The organism is Polynucleobacter sp. AP-Melu-500A-A1, from assembly GCF_018882125.1.
GTDB lineage: Bacteria > Pseudomonadota > Gammaproteobacteria > Burkholderiales > Burkholderiaceae > Polynucleobacter.
The window spans coordinates 65,483-87,096 of sequence record NZ_JACVOZ010000003.1; the positions used below are offsets into that span (position 1 = coordinate 65,483).

The window sequence follows — 21,614 nt, forward strand, 5'->3', positions numbered from 1 at the left end:
ATGGCAAAAAAAAATGGGCTTCAAAGCCCATATTCTCGAAATTCAGAACAGGCCGACTTACGTTGATCGCAACATCAGTCGGTAATAACTAAAAACTAACTGCAGAATTCTGCAGTAAGAGCAAAATTATAGCTGATTTAGGGGAAAACTGTTAGTAATCAGAAGCTTTCGCTAGGGTTTCGAGGCTTTCTCGGACCCTTATTGAAGGGTTTTCTCCCTTTTGGTGCGCTTCTTTTAGGTCCATTTCCAGGACTTTGGGGATTAGCTGTCACAAAAGCGGACTGGTCATGGTGGACTTTTTTTACTTTATTGCGGTTTTGTCCTTGGCCACCCTGCCCCCCTTGACCAGTTTGTCCAGGTCTACCGCCTTGAGTACGACCCCTGAAAGGTCCGCGCCCTTCACCTGAACCACCGCCGGTTTTACCACCACGACCTTGATGGGTTAGACCATTGTGACCACTTGCCAGTGTCAGTGCATCACGTGAACCCCAATAAGAAACCGAGGTTTGCATTGGATCCGGCTGAAAGTCACCACTCTGAGAGGAGTGACGGTCACGGCCCTGTGAATTTGGATTACGGCCTTTATCTTGCGGTTGTGGCATCTTTAAACCCGCAGACTTCATCAAGTTATAAATACCGCCAGCCTCAATCTCCTCCCATTTGCCTCGCCTTAAGCGTGGGGGTAATAAGAAAATGCCATAACGAGTTCGGATTAAGCGAGATACCGTGTGACCAACTGCTTCAAACATACGACGCACTTCGCGATTACGACCCTCGCTTAATGCAACGTGGTACCAACGGTTGGCACCGTCACCACCACCCATCGATAAGCGTAAGAATTTAGCCTGACCATCATCTAGCGTAATACCGCTCTTTAATTGCGCAGTATTTTCTTGACTTAACTCACCTAGAATGCGCACAGCATATTCGCGCTCAACACCATAACGTGGATGCATCAAGCGATTCGCTAACTCACCAGAAGTGGTAAATAACAAAAGACCTTCAGTATTAAAGTCCAGGCGACCCACCGCAATCCAACGTCCTTGACGCGGCTTTGGTAAACGGTCAAATACGGTTGGACGACCTTCAGGATCAGACTGACTCACGATCTCGCCAGCAGGCTTGTGATACATGATGACGCGTGGCGGCTTAGTTTGAATCTTGCGATGAACCGGTTTGCCATTGATACGTACTTGATCTGTTGGGCCAATGCGTTGACCGATATGCGCAGGAAGACCATTGACGGATACGCGCCCTTGAATAATCAAGTCTTCCATATCCCGACGTGAGCCCATACCAACGTCAGCTAATACTTTATGGAGTTTGACCGTATCTTCATCATCAGCATCATCATCAAGACCATCTAGGTCGGACCATACTTCATCGCGCATACTCAGCGGCAATTCATCTACATTGGCAAACTGCAAATTGCTCATCTCTTCTTCAGTGGGAACATCAGAATCTTCATCATCGCTAGAGCGCGAAGCTCGCTGTGCACGACGCTCAGCACCAGTTTGATGTGAGATCTCGCTTTCATTTAAACCATCAGGATTTTTTATTTCTAATGCCTCTGGTGCGTCTAATGCCGCATCAAATTCACCTGAGACTACAGAAGCAAATAAAGCTTCTATGTCTGCAGGATTTGGAGCCAGCTTGACGGAATGATTTCCACTACCCTCTCTAGGGGCGCCCGAAGAATCCCCTTCACGGCGGGGCTTATCTTTATTGAAGGATCGCTTTTTGTTGAATGGGTGTTTGCCTGTTCCTTGGCGACGTGGACGGCGTTCGCCACCGTCCCGACCTTCAGGCTTGGCGCCACCATCTGGCGATGAGGGGCCCTCTGAATTGCTTGGGGCTGCCGATGGATTTATTACCGGAGATGAATCGTTTTCGTTTGAGCTTGTCATTAATAATTATTTTGCTTTGTCTGAGTTTTCATCAGACTCTGGGATAACTTCTTCTATTTCTACGCTTACTGTTTCAGTGATCTCCACTGTCCTTGTCTCTTCCAAAACCTCAACTTCAAGAATGACTTGATCACCCTCATTGATTACTACCGTTTCCACAGTAGCTTCTGGATCAAATTCCATTACTGCTTGACCTAGTTGCGGAGCAGCTGCCATCGGTGCAGCATCCTCTAAGATCGGCAAGCTTTGTAAATTTGTCAAACTCAGATCATCTAAAAATTGTTTGGTGGTCGCATAAAGACCCGGCCTTCCAATGGTTTCTTTATGGCCAATAACTTCAACCCAACCACGATCTTCCAATTGCTTCATCACATTACTACTCACAGCAACACCACGAATTTCTTCAATCTCGCCTCGGGTTACGGGCTGACGATAAGCAATGATGGCAAGGGTTTCCATCACGGCACGAGAATATTTAGGTGGCTTCTCTGGCGTTAAACGATCAAGGTACTCACGCATGGATAAACGACTTTGAAAACGCCAACCAGTCGCTATATGCACTAGCTCCATTCCCTTGTCATCCCATGCGCGTTGAATCTCTACCAAGACCTCATTAATTTCAGTAGGAGTGACATCCTCGACAAATAAACGAGACATATCAGTCACTGAGAGTGGTTCCTGCGCGCACAGGAGGGCTGTTTCAATTACGCGCTTGTTGTGATCGTCCATAAAAGTCGGGCTATCAGGAATACTCCTGATTGAGCTTTAAATAATGTATTTCAGTAATGGGTTTTGGGTGTTCTTTAACTACTTAGGACAATTTATCTCATGAATTCTTGTTAGAAGATATGTCCGCACTGAAACGAAGTCCTTTTCGTTCACCGTGCGCTCATTATAAGGTAGGCTCAATACAATAGCTATATGCATGAATTTTTAAACCAAGAAACTACCCCACCACCCCAATCTCAGGCAAGGCGACGGGTTTTGGGCATTGGAGCAGCATTAGGAGGTCTCCTAGGGGCTGGAAGCTTAAGTTCCTGTAGCCTATTGAGCCCTCATAAGCCCGTAGTCGGCCTAGTCCTTGGCGCGGGAGCAGCTCGGGGATTTGCCCATGTTGGCGTGATTAAAGCCCTGGAAGCCCAAGGTATTCGGCCAGATATTGTCGTGGGTAGCAGCGCTGGTAGTGTTATAGCCGCCCTATTTGCCTCTGGAGTAGCGGGTAATGAACTGAACCGCCTCGCCCTCAATCTGGATGAAGCAACGATTGCGGACTGGGGTCTCCCTTTTGCTGGCCGGTTTGGTGGCCTAATTAAAGGAGATGCATTGCAAAATATGGTGAACCGAGAGGTGCAAAACAAAACCATCGAACAAATGCGTATCCCTCTCGGAATCGTTGCCACCGAACTGCAATCCGGCAAGGGAATTTTATTTCGCACAGGCAATACTGGTTTGGCAGTAAGAGCATCCTGTAGTGTTCCGGGTGTATTTCAGCCAGCGGTAATTAGCGGCAAGGAGTATGTTGATGGTGGGCTAGTAGCGCCAGTACCTGTGAGCTATGCCAGACAGATGGGTGCGACCTTGGTTATTGCAGTCAATATCTCTTCTGAGCCCATACACCAAGATGCTAGTGGCACTCTTGGGGTTTTACAGCAAACCATCTCCATCATGCAAAGAAGTATTAATCAATACGAACTGAAGAGTGCTGACATCGTCATTCAACCTCACCTATTGCAAATGGCTAGCGGTGATTTCAAATCCAGAAATGCAGCGATCCTTGCGGGTGAAATCGCAGCGCAGGAGCAAATGGCGCTGATTAAAGAAAAGTTAAAGGCTGCGTGATTTACGCTTGAGATTTTTAACTTCGTTTAGAAGCTCTTGACGTTCAGCATCGTTCAAATTGTCACTTCCATCTAAACGGCGCGCACCATCAAAACGCTTATCCCAATAAAGGCTGCCAAGGTCATCGACACGAACGCTGGTTCCCTTAGAGGGTGAATGAATAAATTTGTTATCGCCCACATAAATGCCGACGTGAGAGAACGTTAAGCGCATCGTATTAAAAAATACAAGGTCACCAGGCTGTAATTCCTCACGATTAATGGGCTTACCTACACGACTCATTTGAGTTGATTTACGCGGGAGCAAAAAACCCAACTTGTCTTTAAATACATAGCCAACGAAACTGCTGCCGTCTAAGCCAGACTGTGGCAACTCGGCATCCCAGCGATAACGCACGCCAATGACTTCCATGGCACGATTAATTAATTCGTCTGACTTGCCTGTTACGGTATCAACCAAGCGATCGGAAACTCGAGAGATATAGGACTTCCCTGCCTGAAACATACTTTCTTTGGGCACTACCAATTCAGGAGCAGCTTCTACTACTGTATCTGCAGCCTGCGCAGAAATGGCGGCCGCAAAATACAAGGCGAGCAAGCTAGCAGCCAGCTTTGGGGAGAGAGTGTTTTTCAACGACATCGCAACAGTTTAACAAAGAACCTATCATTAACCAAGTTTTGACTTTAGACTTAAGTCATTGTTTCTAATGGAAAATTTGCATTAATTTAGAGCAAATGCACCAAATTAGCCCATTAGGGCGATGAATTTGCATGAATCTAAACCAAAGCAGCAGCTGCAAATAACTCCTTGGTATAGACCTGTTTGGGATGCTTTATCAGCGTTTCTGTATCTCCAAATTCAATCACCTTGCCATCTTTCAAGACCATGATTTCATGAGACATCGCCCTAATCACTGCTAAATCATGACTAATCATGAGATAGGCCAGGTTGTACTTCTTCTGTAATTCCGACAATAACGCCAACACTTGTTTCTGAATAGAAACATCTAATGCTGAAGTGGGCTCATCTAAAACCAAAATTTGTGGACGTAGAATCAATGCTCTTGCAATAGCAATTCGTTGTCTCTGGCCTCCAGAAAATTCATGAGGGTAACGCGTCAGTGCTGAGCGTTCTATGCCCACTTCGCGCAACATATCCAGTACACGGGACTCACGTTCAGCACTTGTAAGTTTTGGAAAGTGAATATCCAAGCCTTCAGAAATAATTTGCATGACATTCATGCGCGGCGAAAGCGATCCAAAAGGATCTTGAAAGATGACTTGTAAACTAGAACGCATAGCGCGTCGGGAGGCAGGTTTGAGCGTTTGCCAATCATCACCCAGCACATCAACTTCGCCAGTGACTTGAGCAGCAGAATCCCCTAGTAATCCCAGTACTGCCATTCCTAAGGTCGTTTTTCCAGAGCCTGACTCGCCAATCACGCCGATGGTTTGACCTTGCTTTAACGCAAAGCTAACCTTGCGTAATACCTTATGTGGGGGAGCCTTCTTAAACCATGAAGTAGATTCTTGACTTGGGTACGCAACAGAAAGCTCTTCTGTTTTTAAAAGCACGGGGGCCAAAGGAATAACCGGTACCAAATTACGGACTGGTTCGCTGTTCACCAGGGCACGAGTATAGGCATCGCTTGGGTGTTCAAACACTTGCTTGGTGGCACCCGACTCCATCAAGTTACCTTGATTTAGTACGGCAACCCGCTGCGCAAAGTGTTTTACTAAATTCAGATCATGCGTAATTAATAAGATTCCCATACCACCATGGTCTTTAGACTCTTCCTGTAGCTCGATGAGTAACTCCAAAATCTGCAATCGCAAACTCACATCCAGAGCAGTAGTTGGCTCATCTGCAATCAAGAGGCGTGGCTTACAGGCCAGTGCCATTGCAATCATGGCGCGCTGTCTTTGACCGCCAGAGAGTTGATGGGGGTAGGAATGAATTCGGCGCTCGGGCTCAGGGATACCTGTTTTTCTTAATAAATCAACCGCAGCGTCTACACAATCCGCTTTAGAAATTAAGGGTTGATAAATCTGTACTGCTTCAATAATTTGATTGCCAACCGTAAACAGAGGATTCAGAGCAGTCATCGGCTCTTGAAACACCATGGCAATTTCACGCCCTCGAATCTGTCGAATGTCTTGGATCGGTAACTTTAATAAATCCACCGTGCCACGCTCACCTTGTTGATTCCATAAGATACGACCTGATACCTGCGCACCTTCAGGCTCTAGTCTAAGCGGAGCAAGCGCAGTTAAGGTTTTACCAGAACCCGACTCCCCGACTAAGGCCACTCGTTCGCCTATACCTATTTCCAAATCTATATTTTTTACTGCAAACTTTTCACGACGGCCAGAACCAAAAGAAATACTGAGATCTTCGTACTTTAATAAAGGAACCTTTGAACCTTGATCATGGATATGCGCCTTGCTCATGAACGTCCTCCACTGATCAATCCCGACTTACGTGAATCAAATGCATCACGCAGGGCTTCGCCCATAAAGGTGAGTAAGAGTAAGGTGGCAACGAGGACCACGAAGGTAGAGAGTGAGATCCACCATGCGTCTAGATTGCTTTTGCCTTGAGAGAGCAACTCCCCCAAGCTTGGGGTGCCTGGGGGTACACCCAAACCTAAAAAATCTAAGCTAGTGAGTGAAAGAATGGCGGCGCTCATCCTAAAAGGTAGAAAGGTAATAACGGGTGTCAAACTATTTGGCAGAATGTGTCGCCACATAATCTGTAGATTCGTTAACCCCAAGGCACGTGCAGCACGCACATATTCCAAAGCACGATTACGGAAAAATTCTGCACGTACATAATCTGATAAGCCCATCCATCCAAAGGCTGCTAACAAAATAATCAATAGCCAAATACTGGGATTGAAAATAGAGGCAAAGATGATGAGTAGATAAAGCTCTGGCATAGCTGACCAAATCTCGATTAAGCGCTGCGAGACCAAATCAAACTTACCTCCAAAGAAACCCATTAAGGATCCCGTAATAATCCCTACACTCACTCCAACAATGGTCAGAGCTAAACCAAACAAGATAGATAAACGAAAGCCGTAAATTAAGCGCGCCAATACGTCTCGTCCTCGATCATCCGTGCCCAACCAATTTTCCCAAGAAGGTGGCGCAGGATTAGGAACTTTTGAGAAGTAGTTCAAGGTTTCATAGCTATATGGAATCGGCGGATAAATTGCCCAATTGCCATTGCTAGTGATATTGCGCCGGATATCAGGGTCTAAGAAATCTGTCGGCGTAGCAAAATCTCCACCAAATACTGTCTCAGGTTGAAACTTGATAATCGGGAAATAGAGATGGCCTTGATAGCTCACTACTAAAGGCTTGTCATTAGCAATCAGTTCAGCGCATAGAGAGATGCCAAAGAGAATCGAAAAGATCCATAAGCTGGAATATCCCATCCGACTATTTTTGAAGCGATGCCAGCGACTCATGAGCCTCCTCCGGCACCAAACTGAATGCGTGGATCAACATAGACATAACAAAGATCTGATATCAGCTTGGTAAATAATCCAATCAAGGTAAAGAGATATAGGGTGCCAAATACCACAGGGTAATCGCGACGCATCACTGACTCATAAGACAGTAAACCAAGTCCATCCAGGGAGAATAAGGTTTCTATCAGCAATGACCCTGTAAAAAAGGCTCCAATAAATGCAGCAGGAAATCCCGTTACCAAAGGTAGTAATGCATTTCTAAAAACATGCTTCCACAAGACTTGTTTTTCAGTAAGACCCTTTGCTCTAGCAGTCAAAACATATTGCTTGCGAATTTCTTCTAAAAAAGAATTTTTTGTCAGCATCGTTACCACTGCAAAGCTCCCTAGAACAGAGGCGGTGATCGGCAACACTAAATGCCATAGGTAATCCATCACCTTACCCATCAGACTTAAGTCACTCCAGTTATCTGAAGTAAGACCCCGTAAAGGAAATATTTGTAAGAAACTACCGCCGCCAAAAATCACGAGTAAGAGTACGCCAAGTACAAAGCCTGGGATCGCATAACCAACTAATATCATCGTACTCGTCACCGCATCAAAACGAGAACCGTCCCGAACGGCTTTTGCAATGCCTAATGGTATCGATACCAAGTAGGTCAGGAAAAAAGTCCATAAGCCAATGCTAATGGATACCGGAAGTTTAGAAACCACCAATTGCCAAACACTTTGATGCTGGTAATAACTTTGCCCTAAATCAAACTGAGCAAATCGTTTTAGCATCATGAAATAACGCTCTATTGGGGGCTTATCAAATCCATATAAAGCTTTTACTTCCGCTAAACGTTCAGCATCTATTCCCTGGCGGCCACGATAGTTGCTACCACCGCCAGATGACTCTGCTCCACTAACACCGGCATCGCCCTTTCCTTTGAGCTCCAACATCATTTGCTCAACTGGACCACCTGGAACAAATTGCACTACCGCAAAAGTGAGAGTGAGAACACCCAATAAGGTTGGGATCATGAGCAACACGCGCTTCAGAATGTAAGACCACATTTGCCCTTGCATTATTGACTGCCCCCTTTCCACCAGTTCATCAAAATCCATCCTTCAGCCCTGTAATATAAGGGGGGATCTGGATATTGCATTTCTTTACGATACGCAATGCGGTGTGTCGGGTTGTACCACTGAGGGATGACAAAATAACTATTCCATAAGACGCGGTCTAGAGATCTCGTCGCAGCTCGTAACTGTTCACGCGTCTCTGCTTTGGTGATTGCCTCTACCAAAGCATCAACTACTGGCGACTGAATACCAATCACATTATCAGAACCCTTTTCTTTAGCGGCCTGACTACCGAAGCGATCCCAAAGTTCATTACCTGGACTTTGGGAATCTGGAAAACGAATCGTCGTCATATCAAAATCATATTCGTCCATGCGTTTTTGGTGCAGGGCAAAATCGCTGGTCCGTATATCTACCTGAATACCTAATTTTTCCAAGTTTCGTACGTAAGCCGAGATCACTCTTAAGAAGAAAGGGCCATCTTCCACCATCTCAAACCGAAATGCTTCCCCTTTTTCATTGCGTAAGGCGCCATCACGATACTGCCATCCAGCGTGCATCAAGAGCTCTCTGGCCTTGCGCAAATTTTGACGAAGGCTTCCCGGAGGCTCGGTAGATGGTGCCGGCGGCATTGGACCAAAAACGGCATCTGGCACCCATTGGGGATATTTTTCTTTGAGCGGCTTTAGTAATTTCAACTCTGCTTCTGTCGGTTTTCGTGGGCCATCAAAATTAGCACTGAGATCACTATTGGTGAAGTAACTGTTAATACGACTGTATTGATCAAAAAAGAGTTGTCGGTTTAGCCATTCAAAATCTAAGGCATAACCGAGCGCTTGACGCACTCGTGGATCTTGAAAGAGTGGTCGACGTAAATTCACAGCAAAGCCCTGCATACCAGCGCCGTTGTGATTTAAGAATGATTTCTTAAGTAAGGTGCCGTCATTAAAACGAGGACCAACATAACTTTTTGCCCAATTCTTCGCGCGATATTCCACTAAGGCATCAAACTCACCCGCCTTAAATGCTTCTAGGCGAACAGCATCGTCGCTATAAAGTTTGTAAACAATTCGATCAAAGTTAAAAAAGCCTATACGCACATTTAATGTCTTGCCACCTTCATCCGCCCAATAATGAGGATTACGCTTAAAGATCATGGTCTTACCTGCTTTATAAGACTCAATTAAGTAAGGCCCACTAGCGATAGGTAATTCGAAGCTTAATTTATCAAATGAGGTAATTGAGCCATCTGTTTTTTTACCCCAGTTACGCGAAAATACTGGCAGGGTACCAACCATCACGGGTAACTCTGGGTTGCGATTTTTGAAGTCGTAACGAATAACGCGATCGGATACTACTACTGCCTGTTTAACATCTGCATAGACAGTGCGAAATTGTGGATTCGCTAAGGGACTCATCAAAGTGTCGAAGCTATATTTAACATCGCTAGCCAGAATAGGACTGCCATCTGAAAATTTTGCTTCAGGTCGAATGCGAAAAGTCACTGACATCTTATCGGGAGCCACCGATATATCCTCTGCAATCAGACCGTAAGCACTAGAAACTTCATCCGCACTTCCAACGGCAAGTGACTCAAACATGAGTTCAGCAATACCAGGGGCATTCACACCACGCAAAGTAAAAGGATTGAATTTGTCAAAACTGGTGCGCCTATCAGGATTGGGTAAGGTTAACGTTCCACCTCTTGGCGCATTGGGATTGACATAGTCAAAGTGACTAAAGCCATCAGCATATTTTGGTTTGCCATACTGCGCTATGCCCTGAGATGCCTGTGCCGAACTAAGCCCAAGCTCCAGCAGCAGCGCTGTCAGGCAAAAAAGGGAAATTTGGCGAATGGGGCTTAGTCTGGGCATATATGCAACAATTGTAGTTAGCAAATCATATTTGAAGCAAAGGACACATCATGGGTTTTCTCTCCGGCAAAAAAATTCTAATTACAGGCCTTCTTTCAAACCGGTCAATTGCCTATGGCATCGCTAAAGCATGCCACCGTGAAGGCGCCGATCTGGCATTTACCTACGTCGGCGAGCGTTTTAAGGACCGGATAGTTGATTTTGCTAAAGAATTTAATACTGAGCTGATTTTTGACTGCGATGTCGGTAGTGATGAGCAAATTTCCGCCCTATTTCGGGACTTGGCAAAATCCTGGCCCCAGTTTGATGGGTTTGTGCATGCCATCGGCTTTGCCCCGCGTGATGCAATTGCAGGTGATTTCTTAAAAGGCCTATCCCGTGAGGGCTTCAAAATTGCCCACGATATCTCCGCTTACAGTTTTCCAGCAATGGCTAAAGAGGCTTTGCCAATGCTGCGTGATAAATCAGCATTGCTTACCCTGACCTATCTAGGCTCAATGCGCAATGTCCCGAACTACAACACGATGGGTTTAGCTAAGGCTTCTTTAGAGGCATCTGTTCGATATCTTGCAGGTTCTGTTGGACCTAAAGGCATTCGCGTGAACGGAATCTCTGCTGGTCCAATCAAAACCTTAGCCGCTTCTGGAATTAAAGGTTTTGGCAAGATTCTAGAAGCTGTTGAGAAAACTGCGCCCCTACGTCGCAATGTAACGATTGATGACGTTGGTAATTCCGCTGCTTTCCTCATGTCTGATTTAGCGAACGGCATTACTGCTGAAATCATTTATGTCGATAACGGCTTTAGTCAAGTAGTTGGCGGAATGGAAGACGTTTGAGCGTTCCTTTTCGAGAGGCCCTTAAGTTCTGGGCTAAGCTTGGTTTCATCAGTTTTGGTGGGCCTGCAGGACAAATTGCAGTATTGCATCAAGAGTTAGTTGAAAAGCGTCGCTGGATTTCAGAGCGGCGCTTTTTACATGCGCTGAACTATTGCATGCTGCTTCCTGGACCAGAGGCACAACAGTTGGTCACCTATATAGGCTGGCTGATGCATCGCAGTTGGGGTGGAATTCTTGCAGGCACCCTCTTTGTGCTCCCCTCACTTTTTATTCTCATTGGCTTATCTTGGGTCTATCTAAGCTTTGGGCAAGTGCCCTGGATAGCAGCTATCTTTTTCGGGATCAAACCTGCGGTGACAGCAATTGTTCTGCATGCTGCTGTTCGAATTGGTAAGCGAACCATTCATAACCAAGCCCTTCAGTGGATTGCCTTAGGCTCTTTCTTGGCCATCTTCATTCTCAATCTCTCTTTTCCAATCATCGTATTGATTGCAGGGGCGATTGGATTTTGGGGAGGTAAACGCTATCCACAATACTTTACACAAGGCAATGCTCATGGGAAATCAGCTGACAAGCATTATGGTGAAGCCTTAATTGATGACAACACTCCAACACCAACTCATGCCTTGTTTAGTTATCAAAAAACGATTCGTCACAGCATCATTGCGCTGGGTTGCTGGCTTTTGCCAATACTAAGTCTGCTCTACATCTTTGGCTGGAAAACGCTATATCCACAGCTCGCTTGGTTTTTTACCAAAGCAGCACTCCTCACTTTTGGTGGCGCCTATGCAGTGCTACCCTATGTTTATCAAGGTGCTGTTGATCACTTTCACTGGCTTAGCGCAAATCAAATGATTGATGGATTGGCGCTTGGCGAAACAACGCCTGGACCACTCATCATGGTCGTTGCATTTGTCGGCTATCTTGCAGGTCATATTCAGCACCTGATTGGCACTAGTAATCCATTTTGGTTTGGCGTACTAGGAGCCTGCGTAGCTACATGGTTTACCTTTTTACCCTCTTTCTTTTTCATCTTGGTGGGTGGCCCTCTGATTGAATCCACTCACGGAAAACTGAGTTTCACTGCACCTTTAACTGCAATTACTGCAGCCGTGGTTGGTGTCATTGCTAATTTAGGACTATTTTTTGCTTATCACGTATTTTTACCTAGAGGATTTGGCGGCTCAATCTCTTGGATATCAATTGTTATCTGCATCTTGGCCGCAATTGCCCTATTTCGGTTTCAAAAAGGGGTAATGAGCGTTCTCGGTGGCAGTGCATTGGCTGGCTTATTGACTTATTTTGTCGCCACATTAATAGCATAAGACTTATCCTAAGATTGGCATAATGGATCTTATGCGCATTGAACCCCAAACCATTACTCACCTACAAGAGTGGCTCGGCAAATCTGAGTTACTAACTGATACCGTTACGGCCGCCCCCGTTCGCGCCTTATCGGCTACTTTAGACCGCGATGATCCCAGCCCAATATCTGGCAGCTTCTTGCCTGAGTTGTGGCATTGGCTCTATTTTTTGCCACATGCACGAGAATCAGAAATTGGGCCAGATGGTCATCCTAAACGGGGCGGGTTTTTACCACCAGTTCCATTGCCACGTCGCATGTGGGCTGGTAGCCGCATTCAATGGTTAGCGCCCTTATCTGTTGGCGATGATATCCAACGTGTGTCGACTATTAAATCCGTTATCCATAAAGCTGGGCGTACCGGTGATTTAATCTTTGTATTGGTGGAGCATCAAATCTCCAATCAACATGGTCTTGCCATTCTTGAAGAGCATGACATTGTGTATCGTGATGCGTCAGGTCCTGATGACAAACCCGTTGCTCCCACTGCCGCACCCGAAGATGCCGTGTGGAGTAAAACCATTACGCCAGATGATGTTCTACTGTTTCGCTACTCAGCTTTGACTTTCAATGGGCATCGCATTCATTACGATCGCAAATACGTTACTGAGGTTGAAGGCTATCCAGGATTGATTGTTCATGGCCCATTCATTGCGACCTTGCTCGTAGATCTAGTGCGTCAAAGTATTCCAGGCTGCAAGTTAAAGAGTTTTGAATTCCGCGCTATTCGCCCGACCTTTGATATCAATATATTTAAAGTATCTGCTAAGCCTGACCTAGAAAAAGATCCTTCTGGCAAAACTATTGCCATATGGGCTCAAGACCATGAAGGCTGGCTTACCATGCAAGCCACTGCAGTCATTGCCTAACTCATTCTTATTCCCTTTTATGACAACTCAACATTTATCCCAAGAGCTCGCAAGCTTTGCTTCAAACCTACAAGCCAAAGACATTCCCGCGGATGTCATGAATCGCGCTGAAGATTTATTAGTAGATTGGTTTGGCTCAGCCATTGCAGGCAAAGGGTCTCGCCCAGTTGAAATCATCACAAAGTTTGCAGAAAGCATGGGCGGCTTCAGTGCTGCTCATGCAGGACCTTCAGAGATTCTGATAACACGAAAAAAATCTAGTCCATTTTTAGCAGCAATGGCCAATGCTGCAGCATCTCATGTTGCCGAACAAGATGATGTTCATAATGGCTCGGTTTTTCATCCGGCTACCGTAGTATTTCCTTCGGCCCTTGCTTGTGCTCAAGCGATAGGTGCATCTGGTGAAGATTTATTAGTAGCAGCAGTGGCAGGCTATGAAGTGGGTATTCGTGTTGGTGAATTTTTAGGGCGCTCACATTACAAAGTCTTTCACACTACTGGTACTGCTGGCACTATTGCCGCTGCAGCTGCTGTTGGTCATTTACTCAAACTTACTCCAGTGCAAATGCTCAATGCTTTTGGATCTGCAGGCACCCAATCTGCTGGACTTTGGGAATTCTTGCGCGATGCCGCTGACTCCAAACAATTGCATACCGCTCATGCAGCCTCTACCGGCTTAATGTCTGCTTATATAGCGCAGGCTGGCTTTACTGGTGCTCAACACATTCTCGAAGGCAAGCAAGGTATGGCGGCAGGCATGTCCAGTGATGCAGATCCTAGTAAATTAGTGGATCGCCTTGGCATTCGCTGGGCGCTTGCGGAAACGAGCTTTAAGTATCATGCATCTTGTAGGCATACCCACCCTGCTGCTGATGCTTTGCTCCAAGTGATGTTGGCATATAAACTAAAGCCCAGTGATATTGCTAAGGTTGAAACCTTAGTTCACCAGGGTGCAATTGATGTATTAGGTCCAGTTACTGACCCAGCCACTGTTCATCAATCTAAGTTTTCCATGGGAACAGTTTTGGCCTTAATTGCGCACTACCAATTTGCTGGTTTACAAGAATTTGATCAACACTTTCATGATGATGCTATTTGCCTCTTTCGTGATCGTGTGACTATGACGCTTGATCCTGAAGTTGATAGCGCTTACCCACAGCGTTGGATTGGCAAAGTTAAAGTGCACCTTCATGATGGCCAAATACTAGAGGGTCGCGTTGATGAGCCTAAGGGAGATCCAGGTAATACACTCAGTCGCACAGAAGTAACGGATAAAGCTATGCGCTTAGCCGATTTCAGTGGTGGTGCGAGTCCTGCTGAAATGCATACTGCCATTGATCTCTTGTGGAATATCCGCAAACAGGCCAAGATAAGCTCATTACTACCCCATTCTTAATCATTCCATTCCATGAACTCACCTGATAAAACACTAGCCTTTAGTAGCAACTTTTTATTTGTACCAGGCAGCCGCCCTGAACGTTTTTCTAAAGCATTAGATAGTGTTGCAAACGCAGTAGTGCTAGATCTAGAGGATGCTGTTCCCGAAGAAGATAAAGAAGAGGCGCGCAATGCCATTCGTTTAGCCTGGAAGAACTTTAGTGATGAGCAAAAAAATAGGCTTGTCATTAGGACAAACTCACCAGGAACGAAGTTCTATGCAGCCGATCTCATATTGGCCCAAGAGCTCAATGTTTCTTGCATCCTCATTCCTAAAAGTGAATCCGATGATCAAATTAATGGAGCAGCCCTGATCTTGCCTAATACTGCCATCATCCCAATGATTGAAACAGCACTCGGCTTAGATAACTTACGTGAACTTGCAAATTCCAATCAAGTCATTCGCCTAGCCTTAGGTAATCTTGATCTACAGGCTGACCTTGGCATGGTGTGTGACCCGGATGAAACTGAATTACAGACTGCGCGCTATCAAATTGTTCTGGCTTCACGCCTAGCCCAAATCGCCCCTCCGATTGATGGGGTTACTCCATCCACAGATGACACTGTCCGAATTAATAATGATGCGCAGCGGGCCAAAAGAATGGGCTTTGGTGCAAAACTTTGCATACACCCCAAGCAAGTTGCCATCGTCAAGACAGCCTTTATGCCTTCTGATAAAGAGCTAGCCTGGGCTCAAAGGGTTATTGATGCAGATAAGGCCTCTCAGGGAGGCGCGATCAAATTAGATGGACGAATGATTGACCGGCCAGTGGTGTTATTAGCGCAAAGGACACTTGCGCTTGCTGGTAAACACTAGGGCCTTACAATGCTAAGAAGGCCATATAAATGGCAAAATTAGCTTAGCAAGAAACTCATGGAGGCTGTTATGAATATTAAGAAATCCCTCATCTCTGGAATCGTGGCCAGTGTTGTCACTTGCTCTTTATTGTTCAGCAATTCTGCACTCGCACAAAAAGATTGGCCCACCAAATCCATCACTTTGGTTGTTCCGTTTGCAGCAGGCGGCCCTACTGATTCAGTAGCACGTTTAATCGCAGTTCCTATGGGTCAGACTCTAGGTCAAACCATTGTGGTTGAAAACGTCAATGGTGCAGGTGGCACGATTGCCTCTACTAAAGTAGCGCGCGCTGCTCCTGATGGCTACACCATTTATTTACACCACATGGGCATGGCTACTGCCAATGCCCTCTACGATAAACTACCCTATGACCCCCTCACCAGCTTTGAATACATTGGCCAAGTAGCTGATGTACCCATGGTGCTCTTGGGTAAAAAAGATTTGCCGCCAAAGAACTTTAAAGAACTAGAAGCCTATATCAAAGCCAATGGGTCAAAAATCACTATGGCTAATGCTGGTCCTGGAGCTGTTTCCCAACTTTGTGGCTTGCTCTTTCAAAGTCGTCTAGGCGTCAAGCTCACCAATATTCCTTACAAAGGAACTGGACCTGCTTTGACAGATTTATTAGGTGGTCAGGTAGATTTACTCTGTGACCAAACCACTCAGACAATTCCTTACATCAAAGATGGCAGCGTCAAAGCTTACGGTACTACTACCCTCAAACGTTTACCAGCAATTCCAAATGTTCCAACATTGGATGAACAAGGCTTCAAAGGCTTTGAAGTTAAGGTATGGCATGGCATGTACGCTCCTAAAGGCGTTCCAAAACCAGTCTTGGACAAATTGAATGCCGCTCTTGTAAAAGCACTCAATTCTCCTGATGTGAAAAAACGTCTAGAAGATGCAAATATTGATATCGTACCAAGCAAGAAGATCACTGCTGCCGGATTGAAAGACCATCTTGAAGCAGAAATTAATAAATGGGGTCCAGTGATTCGCAAATCGAATATTCCGGATTAATTAATTCTTAGATTTCTAAGCAAATAAATAGCCACCTTCGGGTGGCTATTTATTTGGAATGTAAAAGCTTATGGTTTTTTAACGCGCTCACTCCATAGCTGCCACGGTCTGCCAATGGTTTTTTCAATCGTTTCTTGAGCTTTTGCAGTTTCACCAACGGTCAAGTACTGAACCTTTCCCATCTTCATTGCCTCAGACTGAATGCTGGCATTTTGAATGGCGTAGACCGCTCTAAATACTGCCTTCTTGATTGAGTCAGCTCCAGCTGCATAACCATGACCTCGCATTAATACAAAGTATTGAGTACCCATTGTTTTTGATAGGGCATCTCCCAATTCAGGACTACTCACAAACATATCAGTATCAGGACTTGGCTTGGCAAAGTTCCGAATTTCAAAGATGGGGGCGCCCTCACCCAAAAATGAACTCATGTGATAAACCGGCTTTAGCTTAGAGCCCGTTAGGCCATAAGGCAGAATAGGTGCGGCATGGCCATGTATTACCGAGTTAATGTCCGGACGATTACGCAACACACTACTGTGAATAAAACGCTCACCATAAGCCACGCGCGTATCGCCATTCAATGCTTTGCCATTCATGTCAAATTCCATGATGTCTTCCACCTTAACAACAGAAGGGGCAACACTTCTAGCCAAAAAGAAGGTATTCGGATTGCCAGGGTTGCGGACGCTAATATGCCCATAACCATCCACCGCATTTTGGTCGTACAAAATATGATTGGCAATGACCAGTTCTTCAACTGCTGTTTTGACGGCAGGATTTTGTTCCATCTGCTCTTGAACACTGGCCGCATTTGATGTTGTGGCCAGTGTTGCAGAAAGCAAAAAGCTTGCTGCGCTAAAAAATAGGGTTTTTTTCATCATTCAACCTTACCAATTTTCTTCACAATTTCACCCATCTGCGAAGATTCTTTATCCCAAAAGACTTTGAACTCTGGCGCATCAAGATACTGAATTGGGCTACCTGCCCCATTAATCACTGCTCGTACACGCTCATCATTAGCTGCTTGTTTAGCAGCATCACGTAATTTATTGGTAATTGCATCAGGTGTAGCACTTGGTACAAAGAGGCCAGCCCATTGGGAAAACTCAATTTTGACGCCCATCTCCTTAAAGCTTGGCACCTCAGGCATGCTAGCCAATCTCCCATCACCCCAGTGCGCGAGAGCGCGTACCTTGCCTGCCTTGATTTGCTGAACTATTGATGAAGGCCCTGTAGCGAGCGCGTCTACTTGACCACCCAATAGACCAACAATGGCAGGCCCAGCTCCGGTATAGGGAATGTGAACCATATAAAACTTCTCAGAAGACTTCAGCATCTCCATCGGCACATGCATCGTGCCGTAATTACCCGATGATCCAAAATTATATTTGCCAGGATTTGCGCGCATTGCTGCAACAAAAGATTTGTAGTCTTTCCATGGGCTATCTGCTCTCACAACCAAGACGGTTGGGTCAGCGGTAAACCGGGCTATAGGCTTTAGTTGGTTTAACTGAAAAGATTGCTCACGCCCCACAACCTTATCTGCCTCAGGAATAATGGAGATGGAAGATAAAGCCATCAAGATGGTGTATCCATCAGGCTTGGACTTGGCTACCGCCGCCATACCAATACCACCGCCGGCCCCTGCTTTATTTTCGACTATGACTGACTGACCTAAAATTCGAGATAAGGCCTCAGCTACGGGTCTCCCAACAGCATCCGCTACACCACCAGGCGGGAACGGCACCACCATCGTGATCGATTTTGTTGGCCAAGCCTCAGGTGCTTGGGCAAATACGGGGGCTACTTGGGAAACGAGTAAACCGGCGCCCAAAAAGGCTAGCAAACGAACAGCATTCATTTTTTGTCTCATAGTGGTTATTTAGTTATTATTTATATTCTTTATCCTACTACAAGATTCATCACAATAAATGGGGTCCTTCCTAGATAAGAACCCCAATGGAGATCGTTACCATGAAATATGCAGCATTTTCTTTAAAAAATGAGCCTAGTAAAACACGCGTTGGCTCCATTTCAGCTGATGGCAAATCAGTAGATGAGTTTGATCTTGGGGTAGATGTTAGCGAAGATGGGGTTGTGGCTATTTTGCGGGCTGATTTAAATGGCACATTACCCAAGCCAACAACAACACATGATTTTTCTAATATTCGTTTACTAGCACCCGTTCCTAGACCCCGTAGAAATATTTTTTGCGTAGGTAAAAATTACCATGAGCATGCAAAAGAATTTTCTAACAGCGGATTTGATTCCAGTGCTAAGCCAGGTGAAGATATTCCTAGTCATGCCATTTTCTTCACCAAGCCACCAGAGTCTGTAACAGGACCCAATACCAATGTCATCATTCCTACTGGTGTTTCAAGCGCGATTGATTACGAGGCTGAATTAACGATCGTGATTGGTAAAGGTGGCAAAGGCATTAGTGAAGCTGATGCCATGAAACATGTCTGGGGTTACACAGCAATTAATGATGTAACAGCGCGTGACTGGCAACAACGCCATAAACAATGGTTCTTAGGTAAGAGCTTTGATACCTTTTGCCCTATGGGCCCTTGGGTCGTCACTGCTGACCAAGTAGTGGCCAACGACATTTCGGTGAAGTGCTGGGTTAATGGTGAGTTACGCCAAAATTCTAATACCAAGGATTTTATTTTTGATATTCCCAACATGATTGCCACCGTCTCTGCAGGCATTACGCTCTATCCTGGCGATCTCATTGCTACTGGAACTCCAGCGGGCGTGGGTATTGGATTTAAGCCACCAAAATATTTGGTCAATGGTGATGTGGTAGTAGTTGAAATGGGCGGTATTGGCAAACTAGAAAATACTTTCATAGCCGGATAAATAATCAGCTACTAGAAATCAAAGCCACCCTCGGGTGGCTTTTCTATGCAAGGCCAAAGAAGGATGCAACTCGATAGGTGATGAAGGCTGCTAAATAAGCCAAGCCAAATAAGTAGCTGAGCATAATGATAGGAATCTTCCAGCCACCAGTTTCACGTTTGACAGCTGCAATAGTGGATAGGCACTGAGGTGCAAACACAAACCATGCAAGAAGTGATAGAGCCGTTGCCAGGCTCCAGCTAGTGGAAATTAATGGTACCAATGCATCTGCTGCATCGGCACTGGAGCTAGATAAGGCATAGACCGTCGCTAATGAGCTCACCACTACCTCACGAGCAGCCATGCCGGGAACCAAAGCAATGCTGATCTGCCAATTAAATCCTATGGGAGCAAAAACATACGCTAAGGCTTGGCCTAGTATTCCGGCAAAACTGTATTGAATAGGCGATCCAGTTGCACCCTCTGGTGGCAGTGGAAAACTGGAGAGCGCCCACAAAGCAATCGTCATGATCAAAATGATCCCGCCAACTCGACGCAAAAATATTTCAGCGCGCTGCCATAGACTAATTGCTAAGTTACCGACGCGAGGCAAATGATAACTAGGCAACTCCATCATGAGAGCATTCATTTTGAACTGCTCACTAGTAAAGCGCTTGAGCACCCACGCAACAGCCATGGCACCCAAGATACCAGTCAGATACAGTAAAAACAATACTAGCCCCTGGAGATCAACGCCTACCCATAGCTTTTGCTCTGGAATGAAGGCAGAAATTAACAAGGCGTAAACCGGTAGGCGCGCAGAACAAGTCATCATTGGCGCAATTAATATTGTGATCAGTCGATCGCGGGAATTAGAAATACTGCGCGTTGCCATAATGCCCGGAATAGCACAGGCAAAACTAGATAAGAGCGGAATAAAAGACCTGCCTGATAGGCCGACAGATCCCATCACTCGATCTAATAAATAGGCTGCACGTGGTAAATAGCCGGACTCTTCTAGTAAAAGAATAAAGAAAAAGAGAATTAAAATTTGCGGCAGGAAGATGATCACGCCACCTAAGCCTGCCAATATTCCATCAATCAGCAAGCTTCGTATCCAGGTATCTGGTAATAAGGTACTAATTTGTGAGCCTAAATATTCAATGGAGGACTTGATAAGCTCCATGGGTAATGTGGCCCAACTAAATACTGCCTGAAATATAAAAAACAGTAATACCACCAAGATGATGGGGCCAAGTACAGGGTGCAAAAGAACGGAATCAAGACGATCACTCAATTGATCTGGAATAATTTTGTCCAGGCCTAAACGCTGTAAAATTTTTTGAACTTGAATATTGTCAGATTCAGCATGCGCGATATGAGAAGCAACATTTTCCAAAGTGGCATCACTTGTACCGGTCTGCATAGCACTTAAGTTACGCCAATCTAAATTAGACAAAAATGATTTGATGGCATCTGCACCTTTTGCCTCAATGCCCACGCTGGTGAGCACTGGCAATCCCAACTCATCCGAGAGGGCTGCTGTATCAATTTGCAAACCTTGGCGCTGCGCAATGTCGAGCATATTTAAGACCACAACACAAGGAAGCCCGAGACGTTTAGCAGCTAGCACTAAGCGCAAATTTCTCCTTAAGTTCATTGCACTTAAGACACAAATGACGAGATCAGGACGCTTCTCACCTTCCGCCCTACCTAAAAGGACATTGCAAGTAACCTTCTCATCCAATGATCGTGGATACAAACTGTAAGCACCAGGCAAATCCAAAATACGAATCTTTTTCCCAGAGCTCAAAGAGAGGCGCCCTTCTTTTCTCTCAACCGTAACTCCAGAGTAGTTGGCTACTTTTTGTCGACTGCTAGTTAAAAGATTAAATAGAGCGGTCTTGCCGCAATTAGGGTTACCTAATAATGCGACAACGGGTTCATTTGAGAAAATATGAATCTTCGCTTCAGACATTGGGCAAACATTCAACAGTGATCATTCGCGCTTCAGATTGACGAAGTGCAAAAGTAGAAGCTCCCACACGAACCATATAGGGACCTTTGCCCAATAAACCCTTACGTAATACGCTGACCTGTTCGCCCGGTAAAAAGCCGATATCCTCCAGTTGCCCCTTAATTTGTGGGGCACCCTTTGGAGCGTTAATTTCGCTAACTTGATACAAACTACCCAAATCAACTTGATCTAAATTCATTCAATATG

19 protein-coding genes are annotated in these 21,614 nt (G+C 45.4%); 8 read left to right on the forward strand and 11 right to left on the reverse strand.

Features of this window, described 5'->3' with window-relative positions; all coding sequences use genetic code 11:
- Window positions 1-158: 158 nt before the first annotated feature.
- Both ICN38_RS06790 and scpB read right to left on the reverse strand, forming a co-directional pair.
- Window positions 159-1,907 carry a pseudouridine synthase gene (locus ICN38_RS06790; protein ID WP_216256326.1) on the reverse strand — a complete coding sequence of 583 codons (1,749 nt, stop codon included), beginning with the start codon at window positions 1,905-1,907 and terminating at the stop codon, window positions 159-161.
- 6 nt (window positions 1,908-1,913) lie between these two features.
- Window positions 1,914-2,636 carry an SMC-Scp complex subunit ScpB gene (gene scpB, locus ICN38_RS06795; protein WP_216256327.1) on the reverse strand — a complete coding sequence of 241 codons (723 nt, stop codon included), beginning with the start codon at window positions 2,634-2,636 and terminating at the stop codon, window positions 1,914-1,916.
- Window positions 2,637-2,828: 192 nt separating this feature from the next.
- Between scpB and ICN38_RS06800 the strand changes: the two genes are divergently transcribed.
- A complete protein-coding gene (locus tag ICN38_RS06800; protein WP_216256328.1) occupies window positions 2,829-3,746 on the forward strand; it encodes a patatin-like phospholipase family protein in 918 nt (305 codons plus the stop codon).
- Here ICN38_RS06800 and ICN38_RS06805 read toward each other — a convergent pair.
- The 5 genes from ICN38_RS06805 to ICN38_RS06825 all read right to left on the reverse strand — a co-directional run bounded on the left by ICN38_RS06805 (window position 3,732) and on the right by ICN38_RS06825 (window position 10,162).
- Window positions 3,732-4,385, reverse strand: a complete 654-nt coding sequence (locus ICN38_RS06805) for a C40 family peptidase (protein WP_216256329.1) — start codon at window positions 4,383-4,385, stop codon at window positions 3,732-3,734. The two genes, ICN38_RS06800 and ICN38_RS06805, sit on opposite strands and share 15 nt — an antisense overlap.
- Window positions 4,386-4,522: 137 nt before the next feature.
- Complete coding sequence (locus tag ICN38_RS06810) at window positions 4,523-6,196, reverse strand: ABC transporter ATP-binding protein (protein ID WP_216256330.1); 1,674 nt, start codon at window positions 6,194-6,196, stop codon at window positions 4,523-4,525.
- On the reverse strand, window positions 6,193-7,218 hold the full coding sequence (locus ICN38_RS06815) for an ABC transporter permease (RefSeq protein WP_216256331.1): 1,026 nt from the start codon (window positions 7,216-7,218) through the stop codon (window positions 6,193-6,195). The genes ICN38_RS06810 and ICN38_RS06815 overlap by 4 nt, the downstream gene beginning before the upstream one ends.
- Complete coding sequence (locus ICN38_RS06820; protein ID WP_216256332.1) at window positions 7,215-8,279, reverse strand: microcin C ABC transporter permease YejB; 1,065 nt, start codon at window positions 8,277-8,279, stop codon at window positions 7,215-7,217. The genes ICN38_RS06815 and ICN38_RS06820 overlap by 4 nt, the downstream gene beginning before the upstream one ends.
- An 11-nt stretch (window positions 8,280-8,290) precedes the next feature.
- Window positions 8,291-10,162 carry an extracellular solute-binding protein gene (locus tag ICN38_RS06825; RefSeq protein WP_216256333.1) on the reverse strand — a complete coding sequence of 624 codons (1,872 nt, stop codon included), beginning with the start codon at window positions 10,160-10,162 and terminating at the stop codon, window positions 8,291-8,293.
- Window positions 10,163-10,212: 50 nt separating this feature from the next.
- On the opposite strand from ICN38_RS06825, the gene fabI reads away from it, so the two are divergent.
- The 6 genes from fabI (at window position 10,213) to ICN38_RS06855 (ending at window position 16,546) form a co-directional block, all read left to right on the forward strand.
- A complete protein-coding gene (fabI, locus tag ICN38_RS06830; RefSeq protein ID WP_216256334.1) occupies window positions 10,213-10,998 on the forward strand; it encodes an enoyl-ACP reductase FabI in 786 nt (261 codons plus the stop codon).
- Complete coding sequence (gene chrA / locus ICN38_RS06835) at window positions 10,995-12,323, forward strand: chromate efflux transporter (protein ID WP_216256335.1); 1,329 nt, start codon at window positions 10,995-10,997, stop codon at window positions 12,321-12,323. Before fabI ends, chrA begins: the two co-directional genes overlap by 4 nt.
- Before the next feature lie 22 nt (window positions 12,324-12,345).
- Window positions 12,346-13,230, forward strand: a complete 885-nt coding sequence (locus ICN38_RS06840; protein ID WP_216256336.1) for a MaoC family dehydratase N-terminal domain-containing protein — start codon at window positions 12,346-12,348, stop codon at window positions 13,228-13,230.
- 19 nt (window positions 13,231-13,249) lie between these two features.
- Entirely contained in the window at window positions 13,250-14,626 is a 1,377-nt protein-coding gene (locus ICN38_RS06845; protein WP_216256337.1) for an MmgE/PrpD family protein, read from the forward strand.
- Between the two features lie 12 nt (window positions 14,627-14,638).
- Window positions 14,639-15,484: a CoA ester lyase gene (locus tag ICN38_RS06850; RefSeq protein WP_216256338.1), complete on the forward strand. Its 846-nt coding sequence runs from the start codon at window positions 14,639-14,641 to the stop codon at window positions 15,482-15,484.
- A 69-nt stretch (window positions 15,485-15,553) separates the two neighbouring features.
- Window positions 15,554-16,546 carry a tripartite tricarboxylate transporter substrate binding protein BugD gene (locus ICN38_RS06855; RefSeq protein WP_216256339.1) on the forward strand — a complete coding sequence of 331 codons (993 nt, stop codon included), beginning with the start codon at window positions 15,554-15,556 and terminating at the stop codon, window positions 16,544-16,546.
- Between the two features lie 68 nt (window positions 16,547-16,614).
- On the opposite strand, the gene ICN38_RS06860 is transcribed toward ICN38_RS06855, so the two are convergent.
- Together ICN38_RS06860 and ICN38_RS06865 are read right to left on the reverse strand one after the other, a co-directional pair.
- Window positions 16,615-17,427 carry a class II aldolase/adducin family protein gene (locus ICN38_RS06860; protein ID WP_216256340.1) on the reverse strand — a complete coding sequence of 271 codons (813 nt, stop codon included), beginning with the start codon at window positions 17,425-17,427 and terminating at the stop codon, window positions 16,615-16,617.
- Window positions 17,427-18,422 carry a tripartite tricarboxylate transporter substrate binding protein gene (locus ICN38_RS06865; protein ID WP_255562754.1) on the reverse strand — a complete coding sequence of 332 codons (996 nt, stop codon included), beginning with the start codon at window positions 18,420-18,422 and terminating at the stop codon, window positions 17,427-17,429. The genes ICN38_RS06860 and ICN38_RS06865 overlap by 1 nt, the downstream gene beginning before the upstream one ends.
- A 101-nt stretch (window positions 18,423-18,523) precedes the next feature.
- Here ICN38_RS06865 and ICN38_RS06870 point away from each other — a divergent pair, with 101 nt between their 5' ends.
- Window positions 18,524-19,411 carry a fumarylacetoacetate hydrolase family protein gene (locus tag ICN38_RS06870; RefSeq protein WP_216256838.1) on the forward strand — a complete coding sequence of 296 codons (888 nt, stop codon included), beginning with the start codon at window positions 18,524-18,526 and terminating at the stop codon, window positions 19,409-19,411.
- A 43-nt stretch (window positions 19,412-19,454) separates the two neighbouring features.
- Here the strand turns inward: ICN38_RS06870 and ICN38_RS06875 are convergent, their stop codons facing one another.
- Both ICN38_RS06875 and ICN38_RS06880 read right to left on the reverse strand, forming a co-directional pair.
- Window positions 19,455-21,368, reverse strand: a complete 1,914-nt coding sequence (locus tag ICN38_RS06875) for a ferrous iron transporter B (protein ID WP_216256341.1) — start codon at window positions 21,366-21,368, stop codon at window positions 19,455-19,457.
- Window positions 21,361-21,606, reverse strand: a complete 246-nt coding sequence (locus ICN38_RS06880; protein WP_216256342.1) for a FeoA family protein — start codon at window positions 21,604-21,606, stop codon at window positions 21,361-21,363. The genes ICN38_RS06875 and ICN38_RS06880 overlap by 8 nt, the downstream gene beginning before the upstream one ends.
- Window positions 21,607-21,614: the final 8 nt, after the last annotated feature.

Coding starts and splice junctions, on each gene's coding strand:
- ICN38_RS06790 (WP_216256326.1), bottom strand. CDS start 1,907: ATGACAAGCTCAAACGAAAACGATTCATCTCCGGTAATAAATCCATCG.
- scpB (WP_216256327.1), bottom strand. CDS start 2,636: ATGGACGATCACAACAAGCGCGTAATTGAAACAGCCCTCCTGTGCGCG.
- ICN38_RS06800 (WP_216256328.1), top strand. CDS start 2,829: ATGCATGAATTTTTAAACCAAGAAACTACCCCACCACCCCAATCTCAG.
- ICN38_RS06805 (WP_216256329.1), bottom strand. CDS start 4,385: ATGTCGTTGAAAAACACTCTCTCCCCAAAGCTGGCTGCTAGCTTGCTC.
- ICN38_RS06810 (WP_216256330.1), bottom strand. CDS start 6,196: ATGAGCAAGGCGCATATCCATGATCAAGGTTCAAAGGTTCCTTTATTA.
- ICN38_RS06815 (WP_216256331.1), bottom strand. CDS start 7,218: ATGAGTCGCTGGCATCGCTTCAAAAATAGTCGGATGGGATATTCCAGC.
- ICN38_RS06820 (WP_216256332.1), bottom strand. CDS start 8,279: ATGTGGTCTTACATTCTGAAGCGCGTGTTGCTCATGATCCCAACCTTA.
- ICN38_RS06825 (WP_216256333.1), bottom strand. CDS start 10,162: ATGCCCAGACTAAGCCCCATTCGCCAAATTTCCCTTTTTTGCCTGACA.
- fabI (WP_216256334.1), top strand. CDS start 10,213: ATGGGTTTTCTCTCCGGCAAAAAAATTCTAATTACAGGCCTTCTTTCA.
- ICN38_RS06840 (WP_216256336.1), top strand. CDS start 12,346: ATGGATCTTATGCGCATTGAACCCCAAACCATTACTCACCTACAAGAG.
- ICN38_RS06845 (WP_216256337.1), top strand. CDS start 13,250: ATGACAACTCAACATTTATCCCAAGAGCTCGCAAGCTTTGCTTCAAAC.
- ICN38_RS06850 (WP_216256338.1), top strand. CDS start 14,639: ATGAACTCACCTGATAAAACACTAGCCTTTAGTAGCAACTTTTTATTT.
- ICN38_RS06855 (WP_216256339.1), top strand. CDS start 15,554: ATGAATATTAAGAAATCCCTCATCTCTGGAATCGTGGCCAGTGTTGTC.
- ICN38_RS06860 (WP_216256340.1), bottom strand. CDS start 17,427: ATGAAAAAAACCCTATTTTTTAGCGCAGCAAGCTTTTTGCTTTCTGCA.
- ICN38_RS06865 (WP_255562754.1), bottom strand. CDS start 18,422: ATGAGACAAAAAATGAATGCTGTTCGTTTGCTAGCCTTTTTGGGCGCC.
- ICN38_RS06870 (WP_216256838.1), top strand. CDS start 18,524: ATGAAATATGCAGCATTTTCTTTAAAAAATGAGCCTAGTAAAACACGC.
- ICN38_RS06875 (WP_216256341.1), bottom strand. CDS start 21,368: ATGTCTGAAGCGAAGATTCATATTTTCTCAAATGAACCCGTTGTCGCA.
- ICN38_RS06880 (WP_216256342.1), bottom strand. CDS start 21,606: ATGAATTTAGATCAAGTTGATTTGGGTAGTTTGTATCAAGTTAGCGAA.